Below are 17479 nucleotides of genomic sequence, written 5' to 3' on the forward strand. Positions count from 1 at the left end.
CGAACCCGGCCTTGATGGCGGGCAGCATGAGTCCCACCATGCCCACGGCGGCGGTGACGGCTCCGGCCACGACCAGAATGGTGCCGAGGGCCATGGACAGTCCCAGGACCACCCGGGTCACGCCCGGCATCGATTTGGCCATGCGTTGCAGGAACAGAATGAAGCGGGAGACGCCGTTGATCACCGGCGTGACCACCGGTAGCAGAGTGCGTCCCAGGATTTCGCTGAGGTTGGCCACCTGCTGGCGCAGGAGCAGGAACCGGGCTCCGATGTCCTGGTTCATGGCGTCGGCCATCTGTTCGGTGACCGCCGTGCCGGTTTTCATGGCTCGGCCCACCGACTGGATATTGCCTTCGAGGCTCTCCATGCCCGCCGACATCTGCAGCAGGAACTTGACCGCCTCGTCCGAGCCGAAGGCCTTCTTCAGCTTTACCTGGGCGGCGGCGTTGGAGAGATCGGGGAACTGGCGCTTGATCTCCTGCAGGATGGGAACCACGCCTTTGAGACGGCCACTGGTGTCGGTGAAGGACAGGCCAAGCTCGTCACCGGCCTCGGCCGCCTTCATGATGAACGCCTTGTACAGCGTGCCCGCCTCGGAGCCGGGCATGGTGGTCTGAAGCTGGCCGAGCACGGCGAGTTGCTCGTTCAGCGGAATATTGCTCGCCGCCGCCACCGCGCCGATGTTCTTGATGGCGTCGGCCATCTGTGTGCCGTTGGTCTTGAACGAGGCCACGGTCTGCGCCATGGCTCCGGAAAAGGCGGTCGCCCATTCCATGTCGTTCATGTCAGCCATGATGGGCTTGAAGATCCCGTAGGCCGTGGTGAAGGTGCCGACCATCTCCTGGGTGGTGGCCTTGGTCGCCTTGGCGGTCATGGCGGCCATGGAGGTGAAGACGCCCACCGCCTCATCGCTGAGATTGGACAGGGCCGACTTCACGTCATAGGTGGCGGTGATGAAAGCGGCCTTGTCGGCACCGGACCATTGGTTGGTGAAGGATTCGGCGGCGTCCTCGATGGCGCGGAGGTCCTGCACGCCGAGGGACGCCAGCTCGCCCAGAGCCTTCTGGGTCGCGGCGGTGGAGGCGACCAGGGCGGCGGGCATCGCCATCAGGGCCAGTCCCGCCCCCAGCATCATGGTCCCTTGCTGGATGCGGTCCAGATTGCGGGTCATCCGCTCGCTGGCATCCGCCACGGTGGAATCGAGGTCCATCATGGAGCCACGGATGCGCTGCGCGTTCTGCGAGAACGCATCCTTCATCGATACCACTATGCCCAGTCCGAGATCGCCGTTCATCTATCGCCGTTCCGTTTGCTCACGTTCAAAATCAAGCTGCCGCTCGAGGGCCTCGACGAACTGACGCCGGACCCTGAGCGGCAGCGAGCGGGTTTCCGACCAGCCCCAGTGCAGTCCGCCGTAAGCGAGAAAGAATGCGTCGCTTACAAGCGAACTCCGGGGAACAAAAAAGCCGGTTCGGCCTCCAGGCGGGTGCGGATCTTGGTGCCGCAGCCATCGCATTCGGTCTCGACCGAGGTCTCGATTCCCGCGTCGACCCGCGACATCTCCTGCCGCAGCGCGTTGCGGTCGCGCATCGACATTTCCGCCAGGCTCTTCTTGGAGGGAGCCTTGCCGTCGATGTCGAGGAGGCGGATGAGCATGGCCGAGGTGATGTTGGGCTCGCGCAGGCTGGCCAAACGCTTTTCCTTGTGGCCGTCGAGATATCCGAAGCGCACGGTTTTTTTCGAGCCAGGCAGCTTGAAGGTGAACTCGCGCTCCTCGCCGTAGAGGGTAACCTTGAGATCCTCGAGATTGACGGTCACGAAGTTGGTCATGCGGCAGGCGCTGTTCGGGCAGCTCAGCTCCAGTTCAACCTCGTCACCGAGGGAAATCTGGCGCAGGCGGACCAGGGCGAACAACCGGTCACCCGAGAGCAGGTTCATCACCTCGGAAAGATCGGGGTCGGTCTTCTCGCCCAGCCGGACAAAACAGTTGCGGAGCACCTGGTTGATCGCCTCTCCGGAACGGATCAGGCGCTGGTTGGTGAGCAGTTCTTCCTCGGCCCCGGTCATCTCCCGGAGCTCGAGTTCAGTGCCGCTTGGCAGTTCAATGCTGTACATGGTCGATCCTCCGGTTTAGGTCCAGTATTGGAAGCAGATGGTGAGCTTCTCGATGGTGTTCTCGGTGTTGCCGCCCTCGAGCTCGTCGTATTCGAGCGCCTTCACCCAGGCCCCGTGCAGGGTCCAGCGACGGGTCTCGTTGCCGGTGCGGTCGTATCGGACAACGTCGATGTCGCGCATGTAGTTGGCCGGAAGGCCGCCGGTGACAGCGTTCACGTCCACCTGTTTTTTGATCCATTCGCGGGCCGCCTCGTCGGAGCCGTCCTGCAGGTTGCCTTTCTCGAGGGTGATGTCCTCGAACTTGACCCGCCCCGCCACCTTCTGGTCGAACATCGAACCGGCCGGGGCAAAGGCCACTTCCTCGAATTCTGTTTTGGGCTCCTGTCCCTTGTGGAACAGGGCCACGTCGAAGCCGTTTACCTCGATGGCGAACTGCCAGTTCTGGTAAAGGCTCTTGGGCATATTTCCGCTTCTCATAGCCGTGTTCTCCCGTTAGATGATTTCTTTGAAGTCCGCGCCGGTGCTGGTCAGGATGAAGTTCAGCTCGATGAACTCCGCCGTCTTGGTCGGCTTGACGAACACGCGGGCCACCATTTCGTTGCGGTCGATGACCGCCGGGGTATTGGTCTCCTCGTCGCACTGGAAGGCGAAGTCGTAGAGGCCGCCCTTGTCCTTGATGTCCTGCAGAAAGGGATTGATCAGGCGGCCGAGGGCACGCCAGGTCTGGGGATGGTTCGGCTCGAACACCACGAAGCGGGAGGATTCCGAGATGGCTTCCTCCATGAACATCATCAGGCGGCGGACGTTGATGCGATCCACGGCCGAGGGCTGGCTTTGCAGCGTCTTCTGGCCCCAGATGTTGATGCCGGTGTCGGGGAACACGGCGATGACGTTGATCCCTTCCGGATAGAGCACATCGCGCTCGCCACGGCTGGTCTTGTAGGCCAGGGAGAGCGTATTGAAGATGCGGCCCCGGTCGATACCGGCGGGCGCGTTCCAGACGTTGGTCTTCTGGTCGCTGCGGGCGATGCAGCCCGCCACCGCGCCGCAGGGCGGCACCAGCTTCTTGCGCGAGTTGACCGGATCGCTGATCTCCAGCCAGGGGTAGTAGAGCGCCGCGTAGGAGGAGTTGAAGGCCGCGTGGCTGTACATCCCTTGTCCCTTGCGGAAGTCGACCGCTTCGAGCGGTTCCAGATGCATGGGCGTGTCGGCGAGGAACAGCAGATCCTTGCGCACCTCGGCATAGGCGATTCCGGCGTTGATGACCGGCACCGTGGTGACGCCGGGAACCATCAGCAGGTTCAGGGCGTCGATCTCGTCAAAGCCATAGAGGCCGGTATGCTGCGAGGGATCGCCGATGAAATCGGCATCGGCCAGGTCGGTCAGTCCGTTGTCACCGCCGGTGAGTGTGAACACGCCCAATGCCGGACGGTCGCCGGGCGTTCCCGACGCGGMTGCCAGATCCTGGACCAGGATGAAATCCGAACGGTCGTTGATCGCCAGCTCCACATGGTTGGGCAGCGTCTCGTTCATGCTCAGATCCTTGAACACCTCGACCACATCGCCTTTATGCCGGACCACCAGGTTGAAATGGTTGGCCGGGTCGAGGGAGCCGTCCTCGACGGAGACGGAGAGCCGGTCCCCCCAGACGCCTTCGTTCACGGCCTCGATCCGCAGGGCGTCGGCGGGCGTCGCCTCCCGGTTCTGCAGCACGATGGAAGACTTCAGCGCCGTCAGGGTGTCCCGGTCGGTGGGATCGGTGAGATGGGCGATGCGGGTGACGTAGAGGACCGAGCCGCCGTTGTCGAAAAACGCCCGGGCGGCGTAGGCCAGATAGCTCTCGTTGATATAGGAGCCGAAACGGTTGATGAACTGCTCCCAGCTCGTCACCAGCACGGGCTTGTTGATCGGGCCTTTCTCGGCCACTCCGACCATGGCGGCCGACGAGGTCGAGATCTGCTTTACATAGAAACTGAAGTCCGTTTCCCGGGTGTAAATCCCGGGGGATAGATAGGTCGGCATGGTTATTTCCTCCGCTTGCTGGTGGTCTTGGCCTCATCGGCTGCGGCGTCATCGGTCGCCGTGGGCTTTTCCGGCTCCGGTTCCACGCCGCCGGTCAGGTCGGTGATGCGCACCAGGCCGCGTTTTCCGGCGGTCTTGATCTCGGCGGAGAGGTCCTTGCGGGCGATGCTCTTGCGTTCTCGCGGCCCGAGGTGGAGGGTTCCCTGGCCGGAGAGGTTGAACGTCAGGGGTTGGAACTGCAGGTTTCTGATCTCGATCACGGTTGTTCTCCTTTACGGTTGAATGGTTCGTTGCTCTGTCACGTCGCCGTGAAACTGGAAGGTCCGGTCCCGGATCAGCCGACCGTCGCGCAGGTCGCCGTCGTACACCGGGCAGGATTCGATGCGGATGCGTCCGGAGCTTTGCCGGAGGTTGGAGAGGTTCACCCGGGCCAGGCCGCCCAGAGGAACCAGTTCGGTAAGGTTCAAGCTGCCCTGGTCGGCGATGGCGATCTCCGGGTGAAGCTGGAGGAACCGCGACACCGATTCGTGAAAACCGAGCAGTTCGGCCTCCCGGTCCACGGTGACCACCAGGTCGAAATCGAGGTGATAGAGCCGGGGAAACCGGCACTCCTCGAAACTCAGCTCCGCGACATTCTTCTCGAACAGGCGGCTGTGGCTGCGGCGGAAACGGTCTTCCGTCAGCTTCGGCCCCTGGAGGATGACGCTGGGGGTTCGCTGGACCTCGAACAGGTCATCCGGGAACACCAGCACGGTGTCCGGGTGGATGGCCTGTTTGGCCAGGCGGATCAGGGTTTCTGTGACGGTCTGTATCGTGCTCAAAGGACGCCTCCGTTTTCTGCCTGGTTACTTACCGGAAGCGCTGGCGATGTGTCGGAGGCTCAAAGCGCTGAGCGGATCGCCTCGCGATAGTTCTGGAGGATCTGCTCGCGGTACTTCTCCATCACCGGATGCAGAAAGGGTCTGGCGGGGATGACGATGGTCGCGCCGTTGGGATGTTTGATGGTGGCTCCGTACTCCATGACGGCACCGATGTTCACCATGTCTTCCCCGTCCTTGTTGACGGTGCCACGCAGCAGGCCGACGAACGCCTTGTCGGCCATGATTTTTTGGGTGATGGAGTTGACGAGAAAGCCGGTGTCGATGAGCGCCTTGCTGGAGCCTTTGCGCTCGATGGTGCTCTCGGCGAGTTTCACGAAGGCCTGTCCGCCCGGGGCCTGGGAGCGAATCCCCCGCTGGATCTCGCGCACCAGAAAAAGGGCGTTGCGGATCGTGGCCTGACGCAGGGCCATGGCCAGGCGCGGCCCCATGCCGGTGGTCAGCTTGGCGCGGGCCTTGTCCCAGTCACCGGTCCGCCTAACGCCCATTGAGCTTCACCAGTTGCAGGTTCTTGTGAGTGACAGTGCCGAAGAAGTGTTCTTCTTCCACACTCTGTATGCGATAGGTTTCCCTGTCTGCGGCCAGGCGGTCTTCACCCCGGACATCGGCATCCGGAAGCACACAGGCGAGCGCGTCGATCTTGCCACTCAGCTCCTCCGGCGGGGTTTCGTTCAGTTCGAGGGGGATGACAGAGATCTCCGCGTATTCGGCATCGTCGGTGCCATAGAGCCGCTCGCCGGGAACCACGCGCAGGACGCGTGCTGTCTGGCCGGAGGAGAGGATCAGCCGGGCGACGTCGGCCACGGCTTCGGCGCGTTCCCGGTCATTCAACAACATCTAGATCGATCCCTTGTTCGTAGATGACCGGCGCGAGGCCGCTCGGAGTCAGGATGTAGGCTTCCTGATCGAGCTGGGTGGCCGGACGCAGCTCGGTGAGCCGCTGCCGGTAGTCGGCGAGCAGATCGGCCTCGAGCTTGGCCCAGTGGCCGGGCTGGCCGGTTTTGTCCACCCGCTTGTCGCCGCTGGAAAAAGAGAAGGCGTTGGCGGTGGCGGAACGCATGACCTGGCAGGCGTGGATCTGCGCCATGATCACCAGGAGCTCGCGGACCTCGCCGGTGGGATCGGGGGTGATCTCTCCGGCCGTGATCGTCAGCGATTGGTCGAGGTCGCGGCTCACCCGGAAAACGGCCTTCCGGACGCATCTCTCCAGAGTCTGGTCCTCGAAGAGAGATGCGCCCGGATCGGACAGGTCGAGCCGCAGGTCGGCGATCAGGTCACTCAGCAGCACCTTGCAGGCCCTCCAGACGGCTCTTGAGCGCGTCGATCACCGTGCGGCGTTTCTCGGTGTCCATGTAGCCTTTGAGGGTTTCCGGATTGGCTTCCTCGTTGACCCGGGAGATGGCGTCGGTGGCGGAGAGTTTGCTCAGGTCCACCGGTTCCGCGTCCTGGTCGGGCTCTGGAGGGGCGAGCGGTTCCTGCTTCGGTTTGTCGGCCATGGCCAGGCGGCCGTTCTTGAGAGCCGCCTGGATCTGCTTGGTGAGGCGTTCCACCTCGACCACCTGACCGGGTTTGAGCTTCAGCCCGGCGTCGGGGATCACCAGAACGCCGGGACGGATGTTCTTGATTCGATTCATCTCACGTCACCTCCCGGATTACGGAACCAGTTTGACCTTGGCCATGATGTCGGGGCGGGTAATGCCCTGACCGATTTCGGACCACACCAGCCAGCCAGTCTTGAAGCGGGTCTTCTGGTCGATGGACTCCGTCTTCAGGTTTTCGCGCACCGGCATCTTGCCGACCTCTTCATCCGGGACGATGATGATCTCGTCCAGCGGCATGGAGGCGGTCAACAGAATGCCGCCGGTGCCGTAGTTTTTGATGACACCCTTCTGACGCAGCTCGAGCTTGGTCTGGGGATCGAGGTTCCAGCCGCGCATGTCGTTGAAACGGCGGCCGCGCATGACGATGTACTTCACCGACAGCTCCAGGTCCTCGATGATCGAGATGGCCTCGTTCAGGGCGTCTTCCACCAGCTCGCCACCCGTCACCTCGATGATGTTGGCCGCCGGGATGGCCGAGGAGAGCACCGAGATGGTGCGGCGATCCATCTCCTTGCGGATGGCGTCGGCGGCGCTGGTCTGGATGTCCATCAGCGTGCCGATGTTGCCGTTCTTGAGGACGGAAACGTCCACCATCGGGTTGGAGTGGATGCGGTTGGTGGGGAACTCGACCTCGTCCTTGCCCACCTCCTGCTCCTGGGCGTCGCCGTCCTTGCTGATCCAGTGGGCCTTGACCGTCGGCTTCTTCTGATAGACCGGACGTTCGCCCTTGGGCAGCGTGTGCTTGGTGAGCAGCAGCGAGGAGATCTCCTTGCGTTTGATCTCCTGTTCGATGGGCGCGGCGATGGCGGCGGCAAGCGCCCGCATGCCTTCGGGCGACTCGAGAGCCTCGCTCATGAGCCGCGCCATGGTTTCCATGTATTCCTGGGAATGGATCTTCAACTGATTGGTTTTCATGTGCGTTGGCTCCTTGGGTTAGACGAGCAGGCTGAATTTGAGGACGCCGCTCTGTACGGAAATGGCGTGGGCGACGACGTGCTCCCCGGCCGCGACGCCGTTGGTCAGGCGACCGCTCGCCGAAACTTTCAGGTCGTCTCCGGCGACGACGGTCCCTTCGAAGGCGTCGGTCTCGTAGACGCCGCCGCCACAGTAGATGCCGGGCATTTCGCCACCGGCGTAGTCCTTGATCAGGATGCCGAAGGAGCGCTTGGTGGGATCGGTGTTGACGGCGAACAGGTCGTCGCCGACCACGCGGACCACCTGGCCGAGCTGGCCGTCGCCCTGGATGTGGCCGTCGCCATAGGCGAGGCTGCGGTGACACGGATTGATGAATGGCATGGTGTTTCCTCCTTATGCGTTGATTTGCGAGTGTTCGGGAGAGTCCTCGCCGACACGGTTGCGGTAAGCGGCCATGAACCCGTCGCGCAGACGGTCCTCGAGCGACACCTTGCGGTCGTCCACATCGTGGGGCCGAACACCGGCGTCGCTGCGCAGCGGGGTTTCCGTCGATGCCTTGGCGGCGGGCTTGCCGCCCTGGTCGCTGTCAGCGGGTTTCTCTTCCTTGTCCTTGTCCTTGTCCGCCTTGGCCGACTTGGGCAGGCGCTCATAAGCGGCCTCGGTGGCGGCGAAGGCTTCGTCGGACAGTTCGGCCAGGCGTTTCAGCTCGGCTTCCCGGTCCTCATCGGACGCAAAGGAGAGCCCCTGCTTCTCCAGCCGGGTGAGCAGTTTCTTGGCGCGGGAACGGCAAGCGGCCGCCTTTTGTTCGGCTTCCAGTTCCTGGACGCGCTTCTGCAGCTCGGCGACCTGGGCTTTGAGTTGCCGGTTTTCCTTTTCCAGGTCGGAAACGCGGGCAGGATCGCCTTCCTGCTGGGCCGGTTTCTTCTTGGCCGCTTCGACGGCCGGGTCATCGGTAGGTTTGGTTTTGTCTTCCATCGTGGAATCTCCTTCGGGTTGGGATTGGTCGGGCTGGCTCTGAAGGGACGCCACCTGCAGAATCCTGGCGTTCTCGTCCGCGCCTTTGCGGTCGAGCAGTCCCAGTCCGGTGAAAGTGACGCCGTGCAGAATCTCGAAAACGGGTTGGCCGTTGAAATCACGGCCTTTGAATTTGCGCAGGTGGGTGCAGTAGTCGGCCTTGTTCTGGAAGCGCTTGTGGCAGACCGAGCATTCGCCCTCCTGGTAGTCGCATTCCATGGAGACCTGGGAGATGATCCCGCGCTTCATCAGCTTGTAGGCCAGCCGGGCGGCCGGGGTGTCGTGGACGTAAAGCTCGCCGACGCATTCCACGCGGCCGCCGTTGTCGTCCTCCAGGTAGTCGGCGGCGACGATGCCGCCGACGATGTCGTTGAACTCCTGCGAATGCTGCAGATCGACCTTCTTGTTCACGGCCGTCATGTGCCGACCGGACAACTCCTCGGCGGTGAAGTGGTCGCCGTTCTTGTTGGTCCCGGTGCGGCAGAGCACGAAGCTGAACTGGGGGTCGCCCGCCGAGCCGACATCCATGGCCTCGGTCGCGAGGCGTTCGCCTTCGCCCAGCCGGATATCCACGGGGATGCTGGTGTGGAAGTTCGCGGCGGCGGCCATCGGAAAGGGTTTTTCCTCCCGCTCGGCGCTGACCTTGGCCCCGGGAGCGCATACGAACAGACGCTCCTTGGCGTTGGATGCCTCGCCGTGCTTGGAGGTGATGGCGTAGTGGTGATCCTTGGACTTCATCCGGCTCTGCTTGCCGAAGGAGCCGATGATCCGCTTCATCTCCTGCTCGTTGGGATAGGCGTGATCGCGGTAGGAAATCAGCCAGTGCGGGATGTGCTTTGCATTACCGAGAAAGGTCTGGAAGAACTCGTTGGCGTTGGCCTTGGTGACGGTCTTGTGGTCGGTCTCGTAATACTTGACCTTGGTGTCGGCCTTGATTTCGAGCCCTTCCCAATAGGTCATGAGCCCCTCCACGAAGTGGTAGGCCCGCTCGTAGTTGGTGGTCGAAAACTCGGTGGCGTAGGGCGGATCGAAGTAGGCCAGATCCGCCTTGGCTTTCGGCAGCAGGTCGTTGATGTCCTGCCGGTATGCCTTGTTCTCCTTGTCGTTGTCGAAGACCAGGGCGTTGATACGCTGCAGGTTCTTGCGCAGACGATCCTTGAACTCGTCAGGGGTGTCCTGGCGGCGGCCATAATCGGTGGACGACGAGAAGTGGCCGAAGCCACCCTTGCCGCTCATGCAGGTTTTGCCGAGGCCGAACAGGGCGATGTCTTTCTTGAAGCCGGAGAGCTTGTCGCAGTTGGCGCGGATGGTGTCGATCAGCGCATGGACGCCCTTGGCGAAGAAGATGCCCTTGAAGTTGTCCTGAACGAAGCTGCCCGCCTTGGCGTTGTCGGCCAGGAGTGCCTCGATCTCGTCCTCGCTCAGGCGAACCGAGTTGTTCTCGATGATCGCCTTGGCGGCATGGTGGCAGTAGCGGAGCCGGTCGTTGGCGATGACCTGGAGGCCCTTGGTCTTGTACATGTAGGCCACGACCGCAGACCCCGAAAAGGCATCCAGCACCGTGCCAGCGCCTTCCGGGGTATGCTTCCAGATCCAGTCGACGAGCTTCTGCTTACTGCCGATGTAGTTGGTGATGTACTTGGGGCGCTTCTCGGGAGGGAGCTCTTCAGGAGCGGACTGTTCGGCGGCCTCGGACCCGAGCGTGTCGGGATCGAGAGTCAGCGCCGCATCGGCCTCCAGTAGAAACGCCAGCCTTTCCAGGTCTGTGGCGAACAGTTCCATCAGCGTCTCCGGTCAGTTTGCTGTGCTCTCCGCGACCTGCGGGGAGCGTTCAGCGGTTACTTACCGGAAGCGTCGGCGATGTGTCGGAGGGTGACGGCGAATTTCAGCGGACGGGGTTCAGCCGGGCCAGAACGGCCTTGCCGCAGGCGTCGATGGAAGGGTATTCGTCGCTCTCTGAGATCTCGGAAAAGACCCCGTCGTAGGGAGAACGGGACAGCCGGTGGTATTCGAGAAAATCCGCCGGAAGCGAGGTGGCCCCGGCCTCGACCAGACGGTTGACCACCCAGGCAGCCTCATCCTTGCGGTCGGTAAGCCCGTTCGGTCCCCGGTCGAGGTAGTACATCTCCACATCCAGACCGGGACCCGGTCCCTGAACCCAGACGCCCACGGGCACGTATTCCGGGACGGCGGCCTCCCGGTCGGCCATTATCGAGTCGATCATATAGCGCAGTTTCATGACCAGTCCTCCGCGATCCGGAGATGCTCGGCCAGAAGCTGGGCGTCGAGCCGGTGGAATCTTTCGGCGTTTTTCTTCCTGTAGGAGATCCAGCGTTGCCAGTCCGCCGCGAGTTCGGGCTCCGAGACCGGCTCGATCATTTCGACATGGTGAATGCGGCCCAGGTCGTCGGTCAGATCGACAATCAGCCACCCTTCGGCCTTCTTACCGTCATGTTCGGCTGTCAGGGTGTCTTCGACCCGGACATCCACCACCTTGATGGTGTGGGCGTGCTGGAAGCCCTCGTCGTAACCGAGCGCCTTCCACAACAGCCAGAAATCGGTGCGCAGATGGTTGCCAGCAGCGTCGAAATGGGGTGCGATCCGGGTGACAGTGAAGCTGTCCACCAGGGTATCCAGAAAGAGGTCCCCGGATTCTCTGACCGTCATGCGGCTGCCCCGGCTGTTGAACCAGTGCAGCGATTCCTGCAGCCGCCGTTTCTCCTGTTCGATAAAGTCTTTCATGGTCATTGTTTGCGTTTGCTCCAGCTTTGCGAGGTATGGACGATGTCCTCCACCTTGCGCCCGTCGGGCAGTTTCTTGATGCCACGCCGGGTGAAACTCTGGATGATCTCCCGGCGTTCGTTGTCGCTTCTGGCCACGATGAACTCGATGTTGTCCAGCAGCGTCACCGAGTATTTGAAGATGGTTTCGTTGCCATGGCGCTGCGAGAACCGCTTCCAATCATCGATGCTGGCTCCCCGGTTGCGCTGCACGTAGTCGTCGATCACCTTGCCGTAGGCGTCATGGTCATAGCTGATGGCGTCCATGCGCCGCAGCATCTGTTTCTTGAAGTAGAGGGCCGGTGAGGCATCGCTGGCCGGTTGCTTCTTGATTCGGGTGAAGAAATAGCTCGCGCCGCCGGTCTGCATGTCGGCCACCGGGGACATTCCGCCCGGAGCCACGCCCATGCGCATCTTCTCGACCGTGCTGACCATGGCTCCGTTGTTCTCCATGATCAAGTCGATGAAGCCGGACATGCTCTCACCGTTGGTCAGATCGTGGACCAGCGAGTAGCCCTTCATCTGTTTTTCCAGGTCCTCCTCGGTGATGTCGAACCGGAACTGGTGCCGGTATCCGCCCTTGGCGTCGCGGTCCAGAAAACCCGCCTGGTATTCGCCCAGCGGGTTGTATCCGGAAAGCTGGGTGATGTCCTGAACTCCCAGTTCCTTTTGCCAATAGCCGCGCAGAGCCTGGACCCGCTCGGTGGTGGTGGCATTGCGGTCGTCGAGGGATTTCTGCAGCCGTTTGTAGTCGGCGCTCTTGTCGGTCTTGCGGATGTAGGCGAGCTTTTCGAGATACATCTGCTCGGCGTTTTCCGCCGTGGCCACCCGGGTATCGATCCCAAGCTGTTCGAGCTTTTCCAGCATCGCCTCGACCCGTCCAGGGGTGGCGTCGCCGTCCAGGATCATTTCCAGCTCGCCGCGCTGGGCATAGAGGTTGGTGTCCGACCAGGGGCGATAGCGGACCCGGGTGCCGTCCTCGAAGGTAACGGTGTACTGGTGTCCGTCCTGCATGCGGGAGTTGTGATTGAACAGCGTCCGGTTGTCGATGTCGTCGGCCTCGACAGTGATGGTGCCGGAACCGATCCTGCGCTTGGTATGGGTCACCTTGCCACGTTCCACCTTAAACGGCGGTTTCTCCTTGGGTTTCTGCGCGTCGAGCTTGGGCAAGTACTGATCGAATACGCCGTTGGTGGCCCGGTCCCAGTCGACGGACTCTTCGATCTCCTTGACCCATTTCAGATAGTGGTCCGCCATCTCCTTGACCTTGGGGTCGGCGCTCTTTTGCAGGGTCTCCAGTTTCTTGCGCAGGCGCAGGGCCTTGTCGATCTTGGTCCGGTTGTACTTGCCGTCGCCCACGTGGAAGTTGACGTTTTTGACGGCGTCCAGAATCGTCGGAAAGAAGCTGTCTTCGACCAGCGGTTGTCCCTTTTCCCCGGCCGCCGTCTGCACATACCTGCGCAGCACCTCGTCGATGCGGCGGTCGGTGTCCGGCCGGATCTTCATCTTGACCACGGTGCGCTTCTTCCCCTTGAAGCTCTCGGTGAAGATCAGCGCGTTCTGGTCCTCCACGTCGCCGCTGTCGAAGGGCAGCGTCTTGCCCTGCCAGCCGAGTTTGCGGGCCTCTTCGACCAGGGTCTCTTCGGCGGAGGAGAGCAGCTTTTTCTTGCCGGTGGCGGCGCTCAGCTTGTCGAAACGGAAGCCCCGATCCCCCAGCACATCGGCGTAATAGCCCTCGAAGTCCCGCCGGAGATTGTGTTTCCGATCCAGGGCTTGATCGTAGAAATACCGCAGCCCGGCCGGGTCCTTGGAAAACCGTCCCTCGGCGTAGGGCCGCAACAGATCGAGGTAATCCTCGTCGGCAATCTTTTCGACTTCCTGGATGTAGCGAAGGGTCGCGTTCGGATCGACCCGTACCTTGCCTTCCTTGGCCGCCCGGAAGACCTTGTTGTAAAACGGCTCTTCCTCGCCGCAGACGCCGTTGGGGTGATAGTCGAGCGAGAGCTTGTCCTGGCCCAGAAACTTGAAGGCCTGGCCTTTGTCGATGCCGTAGACGCGACCGTCCCGGGCGCGGATGAATTGCTTGGAGTGTCCGTCGTGGTTGGCGATCAGCCAGTCGACCACATGCTCGCGCTGGATCTGCTCCAGTTCGATGGTGGTCAGATCCTGGGGCAGGATATTGCGAAAATCGAAGTCGTCCCGCAGATCGGTACGCCATTTCTGGATGGAGCCGGTGCGGCCGTTCAACTGGATGGTGCGCACCTCGATGGAATGGGGGTCGATCAGGCGGCCGATCTTGTAGGCGGCTTCCTCTCCGAAGGCGATGAACTCGTCATCCTTGCGGCCAATGGGCTTGAACAGCCATTTGTCGCCGTTTTCATCGGTCCAGAACTCCTTTTCATGTGCGCCGCCGACAGCGGCCTTGCCGGTTTTCTTGAATTTTGACGGCTGACCCTTCTGCTGCCATGCGGTATCGACGGTGGTGAACTCCGCGCCTTTCTTGACGATCTTGGGCTCGGGCGGCTTGACCGGGCTCGGTTGTGGAGCCGGTTTCGGTGGCTCTTTCTTCGGCGTGGCGGGCTTGGCCGGTAAGGTTTTCTTTTTGCCGCCATGTTTTTCGGCCCAGGCCGCGTGCTTGGCGTCGATGCTGGCCTGAACCGCCTTGATTTTCGCCGGGTCGGTCTCGGTGAAGAGCGTGGTCAGCTCGTCTTTGTTGGCCCACTGCCAATACTGGACCTTGGTCTCCTTGGCGAGCGTCTTGAGCTCTGCCGATTTCAGTTTGCCGACCTGATCCTGGAAGAGCTGTTTCTTGAGGGCGATTTCCTTGCTGTGGGCCGCAAGCAGATCCTGGGGCAGATCGGTGCCGCCGGAAACCGCCTGTTCCGCCTTGGCAATCGCGTCGAGGAAATCCTTGTAGCCGGTCGGCGTGTCGGGAACGACCACGGCCTTGGCGGCGTCTTCGAGGGCCGTTTTCTGTTTCAGGATCAGCTTCTGCTTGGCCTCGTCGACCGCCTTTTTCTTGACCGACTCGGCCATGTCGGCACCGGCCTTTTTCTGCAGCGCCTCGACGAGCTGCTGCTTGTTCTTGAGGATGCCGATGCCGTGCTTCTGTTTGGCCGCCGCGAGTTCCTTGCCCATCAGGCCGCTGTGGTCCACGCCGGGTTCCAGCTTGTCCAGCAGCTCGATGGTCTCCTGTTTGGTCATGTTGAGGGAGATGCCGTTCTCCTTTGCCATCTCCTTGAGCTGCTGGGCGGTCATGCCCTCCAGCCCCTCGGCGGGAGGGATCTTCGCCATCTGGGCGGCGAGCAGCTTGGCCTGTTTGAGTTCCGCCTGCTTCAGTCCCAGCAGCTCGACCAGTTCTTCCTTGGTCCGCAGCAGGCCGATCTTATGTTCCTTGAGCTTGGCGCTGAGCGCCGCTCCGGCCAGGTCGCCGTGATCGATCCCGGGTTCGGCCAGATCGAGCAGCTTGATGAAATCGGCCTTGGTCCGGGCGATGGCCACGCCGTTCTGTTTCGCCAGGCTCTGGAGCTGTTTGACCGTCAGCGAACCGAGGTCGGCGATGTCGCCGTTTTCAAAGGCGCTCTTGAGCTTGGCGTTCTCCTTGGCCTGGGCGTCGGCCATGCCTTCCAGCACATGGGGCGGGAGAATGCAGGCGTCCCCCTGCGATGCCTGGGCGGCGGCCTTGGCGACCATCTCGCTGCCGCAGACGGTCATCGGCCACGCCACGATATTGGTGCAGCGGCAGTGCGGATGCGCGGGTTGCTGCGGGAACTTGTCGATGGGAAAGGTCTTGCCGTCCAGGCCGCCGCAGACCGGGCACATGCGCTCGTCCTCCATGGCCAGCCATTCCAATTTCTGGATGCCGACCCGCTCGTGGAACTTGAGCCTGCCCATGTTGTGGGCGCGGAGGACCTCGGTGCGGGCGATCATCTCCATGCGGTACTGGGCCTTGCTGAACACCCGGCTTCCGGCCTGGCGAAAGGAGTCCTTGTCGATGATCACCTTGCCCATGTCCCGGACGATGTCGTCGGCTCCCTTGCCCGTGGCGACACCGTTCAGGATGGTGCGCTTGATACCGTCTGAGAGTTCGCGGTTAACGTCACCGGCAAGGGTAAGGTTGTACTGCGCCATGAAGTCGAGGGCATTGGTGTCGACGATGGTGAACACCTTGGTGGCCAGCTTGTCGATGCCATCTGGCTTCAGGTCGGCGTAGAACGGCAGCGCCGCATCGGCGAGCTCTCCGATTCCCTGCTGGATGCCGAGCTTGAAGGATTCCTTGGTCGTCTTGCGAAAGACCAGGGTCTGCTCCCGTTTGAGCCGTTTCATGGTGTCCTCGAGTTCGAGCTGGAGCTTTTCCAGCCCCTTGAGGGCGGCGAGCTTGTTGTCCGGCAGGGAGCCGAGGGAGCGGTACTGGAGGATGGCGCGGGCGACCTCGTCTTCGGCCTGTTTCAGCGCCTGGGTGAGCTGGGCCGTGACCTGGTCGTTGTAGCGGTTGCGGGCCGTCAGACTCTTCAGGGTGGCCGCCTGGATGCGCTGCTTGAGGTCCGATGGCATCAGCGGGGCTCCCGGCGGTCGATGAAACGACAGGCCGGGGCGTCGAAGGTGCGCTCGCTGTTGTGGACCCGGCAGTGGTTGGTGTCAGCAATGAAGTGGCTGCACTCGTCGCACACGGCAGCAATGCCGGTGGACTCCAGGTCGCCCGACCAGACCAATGCCGCCTCCGCCGTTGGTTCATCGTCCTCGGCAGGAATCTGAAGCATCTTCCTGGCGCGAGGCACGCTGAGGATGCCGGAGACGACCATATCCACCACCGGCTTCACCTGCTTCTCGTCCATCAGGTCGATCTGCTTGCGTTCGGTCTCGCGGTTGGCAGCCTCGATGTCCGGGTCCAGGTCCATCTTGAGCTGAAGGCTGGAGCGGCTGATGAGCTTGCGGTCGTAGAGTTCGATGAGGAGCTTCTTGAAATCGACCGCGTCGCTGGGGTCGAGGTCGTTGAAGATGAACTGGATGCTTTTGTCGCCATGGCCGTTCAGCTCCATCCAGTCGTCGAACACCCAGTCGAGGAGCTTGCGTGCGGCCTGTTTGATCTCGCGGATCATGACCATCATCTTCTGCATGCTCACCGAGGCGGTGGCGAAATTCGGACCGTCGCCGGTCACCAGCGAACGTGACAAACCCAGGGCCACCACAATGTCTTCCTTCACCTCCTTGACCTTGTCCTCGACGTTGAGGACTTGGCCATCGGTACCGTGGGTTTCGACATTGACGTAGAACGGGACCACCAGGCCGCTTTTCATGTCCATCTTGTTGACCATGTCGCGGACCTGTTCGAGCATCCGCTGGTCCGGCATCACCATCTTCTGGCCGAACGCGCCGCCCACCTTGAGCAGGCGGAACGGCGTGGCCCAGCGCTTGGCGATGGCCTGTTCGGCCCGGCGGTAGTCGCGCAGCAGTTCGATGGCTTGAAAGGCGGGAAGCACGAGGGAGTTGCCCCGGGGCGAGAAGGCTGGAGCATCCCATTTGAGGTGGACCACCTGTTCGACGGGCAGCGGTATGGATTCCCCGCCGCCGGGTGTGTCCTCGGGAAATTGCCGGGCCTCGATCAGTTCGCCCTGGGCGTATTTGACCTTGACCGAGACCGGGTTGACGCAGACCAGCTCCTCGATGTCCTGGCCGGACTTGGTGAAGCGCTTGAAGCCGATGGCGTCGCCTTTCACCAGGAGCTGAAGAACCATGTCCTTGATGAATTGCGTGATGTTCAACCGCCAGGCGGCCTCCAGAGCCTGCTCCTTGAGGGTCTCGTCATCGCTGGTGATTTTGATCTCGTCGCCCACGGCGAAGGTGCGCCAGGAGTTGACGCAGTTCTTCACCAGCGGCTCCTCGACATAGTATTCCCAGGCCTTACGGGCGCGTTCTTCCCAGGTGGCCGGAATAGCCTCGGTAGCGTTGACCTTGCTGAAGGCGGCCGAGTCGAGCGCGGCCGCTGCGGCCAGCGGCGCGATGACAAAGCCGGTGGTGTCCAGGCTTTCGGGTTGTTCGTCCTGATGGGCGGTGCTTTCCACGTGATCCTCTCGGTAGTTTCGGCCATGACAGCCGCACATCCGGCCCGTGTGGGCCGAACCCGGCTCGATGCCGGTTACTTACCGGAGAGGGT

The 17479-nt window shown here is 62.1% G+C and carries 16 protein-coding genes and 1 pseudogene; all 17 read right to left on the reverse strand.

Annotation, left to right across the window (positions count from 1 at the left end; translation table 11 throughout):
* Window positions 1–94: 94 nt before the first annotated feature.
* Window positions 95–1294 (reverse strand): annotated as a pseudogene (locus EB812_RS11980) (phage tail tape measure protein); the annotation flags it as partial.
* A gap of 143 nt (window positions 1295–1437) precedes the next feature.
* On the reverse strand, window positions 1438–2115 hold the full coding sequence (locus tag EB812_RS09600; RefSeq protein WP_130958192.1) for a T4 family baseplate hub assembly chaperone: 678 nt from the start codon (window positions 2113–2115) through the stop codon (window positions 1438–1440).
* A gap of 15 nt (window positions 2116–2130) precedes the next feature.
* The gene (locus EB812_RS09605; protein ID WP_242621263.1) at window positions 2131–2577 is read right to left on the reverse strand and encodes a phage tail protein; all 447 of its coding nucleotides are present in this window, start codon (window positions 2575–2577) and stop codon (window positions 2131–2133) included.
* Between the two features lie 30 nt (window positions 2578–2607).
* Window positions 2608–4137, reverse strand: coding sequence for a phage tail sheath C-terminal domain-containing protein (locus EB812_RS09610; protein WP_130958194.1), 1530 nt, complete (start codon window positions 4135–4137; stop codon window positions 2608–2610).
* 2 nt (window positions 4138–4139) lie between these two features.
* A complete protein-coding gene (locus tag EB812_RS09615; protein WP_130958195.1) occupies window positions 4140–4397 on the reverse strand; it encodes a hypothetical protein in 258 nt (85 codons plus the stop codon).
* Between the two features lie 12 nt (window positions 4398–4409).
* Window positions 4410–4958, reverse strand: coding sequence for a hypothetical protein (locus EB812_RS09620; RefSeq protein WP_130958196.1), 549 nt, complete (start codon window positions 4956–4958; stop codon window positions 4410–4412).
* 59 nt (window positions 4959–5017) lie between these two features.
* Window positions 5018–5503, reverse strand: coding sequence for a phage virion morphogenesis protein (locus tag EB812_RS09625; protein WP_130958197.1), 486 nt, complete (start codon window positions 5501–5503; stop codon window positions 5018–5020).
* Window positions 5493–5852: a hypothetical protein gene (locus tag EB812_RS09630; protein ID WP_130958198.1), complete on the reverse strand. Its 360-nt coding sequence runs from the start codon at window positions 5850–5852 to the stop codon at window positions 5493–5495. The genes EB812_RS09625 and EB812_RS09630 overlap by 11 nt, the downstream gene beginning before the upstream one ends.
* Window positions 5839–6303 (reverse strand): hypothetical protein, encoded by a 465-nt coding sequence (locus EB812_RS09635; RefSeq protein ID WP_130958199.1) that lies wholly within the window; start codon window positions 6301–6303, stop codon window positions 5839–5841. Before EB812_RS09635 ends, EB812_RS09630 begins: the two co-directional genes overlap by 14 nt.
* Window positions 6290–6649 (reverse strand): hypothetical protein, encoded by a 360-nt coding sequence (locus tag EB812_RS09640; protein WP_013258624.1) that lies wholly within the window; start codon window positions 6647–6649, stop codon window positions 6290–6292. The genes EB812_RS09635 and EB812_RS09640 overlap by 14 nt, the downstream gene beginning before the upstream one ends.
* Window positions 6650–6667: 18 nt before the next feature.
* Window positions 6668–7531, reverse strand: coding sequence for an HK97-fold major capsid protein (locus EB812_RS09645; RefSeq protein ID WP_130958200.1), 864 nt, complete (start codon window positions 7529–7531; stop codon window positions 6668–6670).
* Between the two features lie 18 nt (window positions 7532–7549).
* Window positions 7550–7912 (reverse strand): hypothetical protein, encoded by a 363-nt coding sequence (locus EB812_RS09650; RefSeq protein WP_130958201.1) that lies wholly within the window; start codon window positions 7910–7912, stop codon window positions 7550–7552.
* 12 nt (window positions 7913–7924) lie between these two features.
* Window positions 7925–10327 (reverse strand): DNA adenine methylase, encoded by a 2403-nt coding sequence (locus tag EB812_RS09655; RefSeq protein WP_130958202.1) that lies wholly within the window; start codon window positions 10325–10327, stop codon window positions 7925–7927.
* Between the two features lie 103 nt (window positions 10328–10430).
* On the reverse strand, window positions 10431–10784 hold the full coding sequence (locus EB812_RS09660; protein ID WP_130958203.1) for a hypothetical protein: 354 nt from the start codon (window positions 10782–10784) through the stop codon (window positions 10431–10433).
* Window positions 10781–11287 (reverse strand): hypothetical protein, encoded by a 507-nt coding sequence (locus EB812_RS09665; RefSeq protein ID WP_242621264.1) that lies wholly within the window; start codon window positions 11285–11287, stop codon window positions 10781–10783. Before EB812_RS09665 ends, EB812_RS09660 begins: the two co-directional genes overlap by 4 nt.
* Window positions 11288–11289: 2 nt before the next feature.
* Window positions 11290–15879, reverse strand: coding sequence for a minor capsid protein (locus EB812_RS09670; RefSeq protein WP_130958205.1), 4590 nt, complete (start codon window positions 15877–15879; stop codon window positions 11290–11292).
* A complete protein-coding gene (locus EB812_RS09675; RefSeq protein ID WP_130958206.1) occupies window positions 15879–17387 on the reverse strand; it encodes a phage portal protein family protein in 1509 nt (502 codons plus the stop codon). Before EB812_RS09675 ends, EB812_RS09670 begins: the two co-directional genes overlap by 1 nt.
* Window positions 17388–17479 lie beyond the last annotated feature (92 nt).

The organism is Desulfovibrio legallii, assembly GCF_004309735.1.
Lineage (GTDB): Bacteria > Desulfobacterota > Desulfovibrionia > Desulfovibrionales > Desulfovibrionaceae > Desulfovibrio > Desulfovibrio legallii.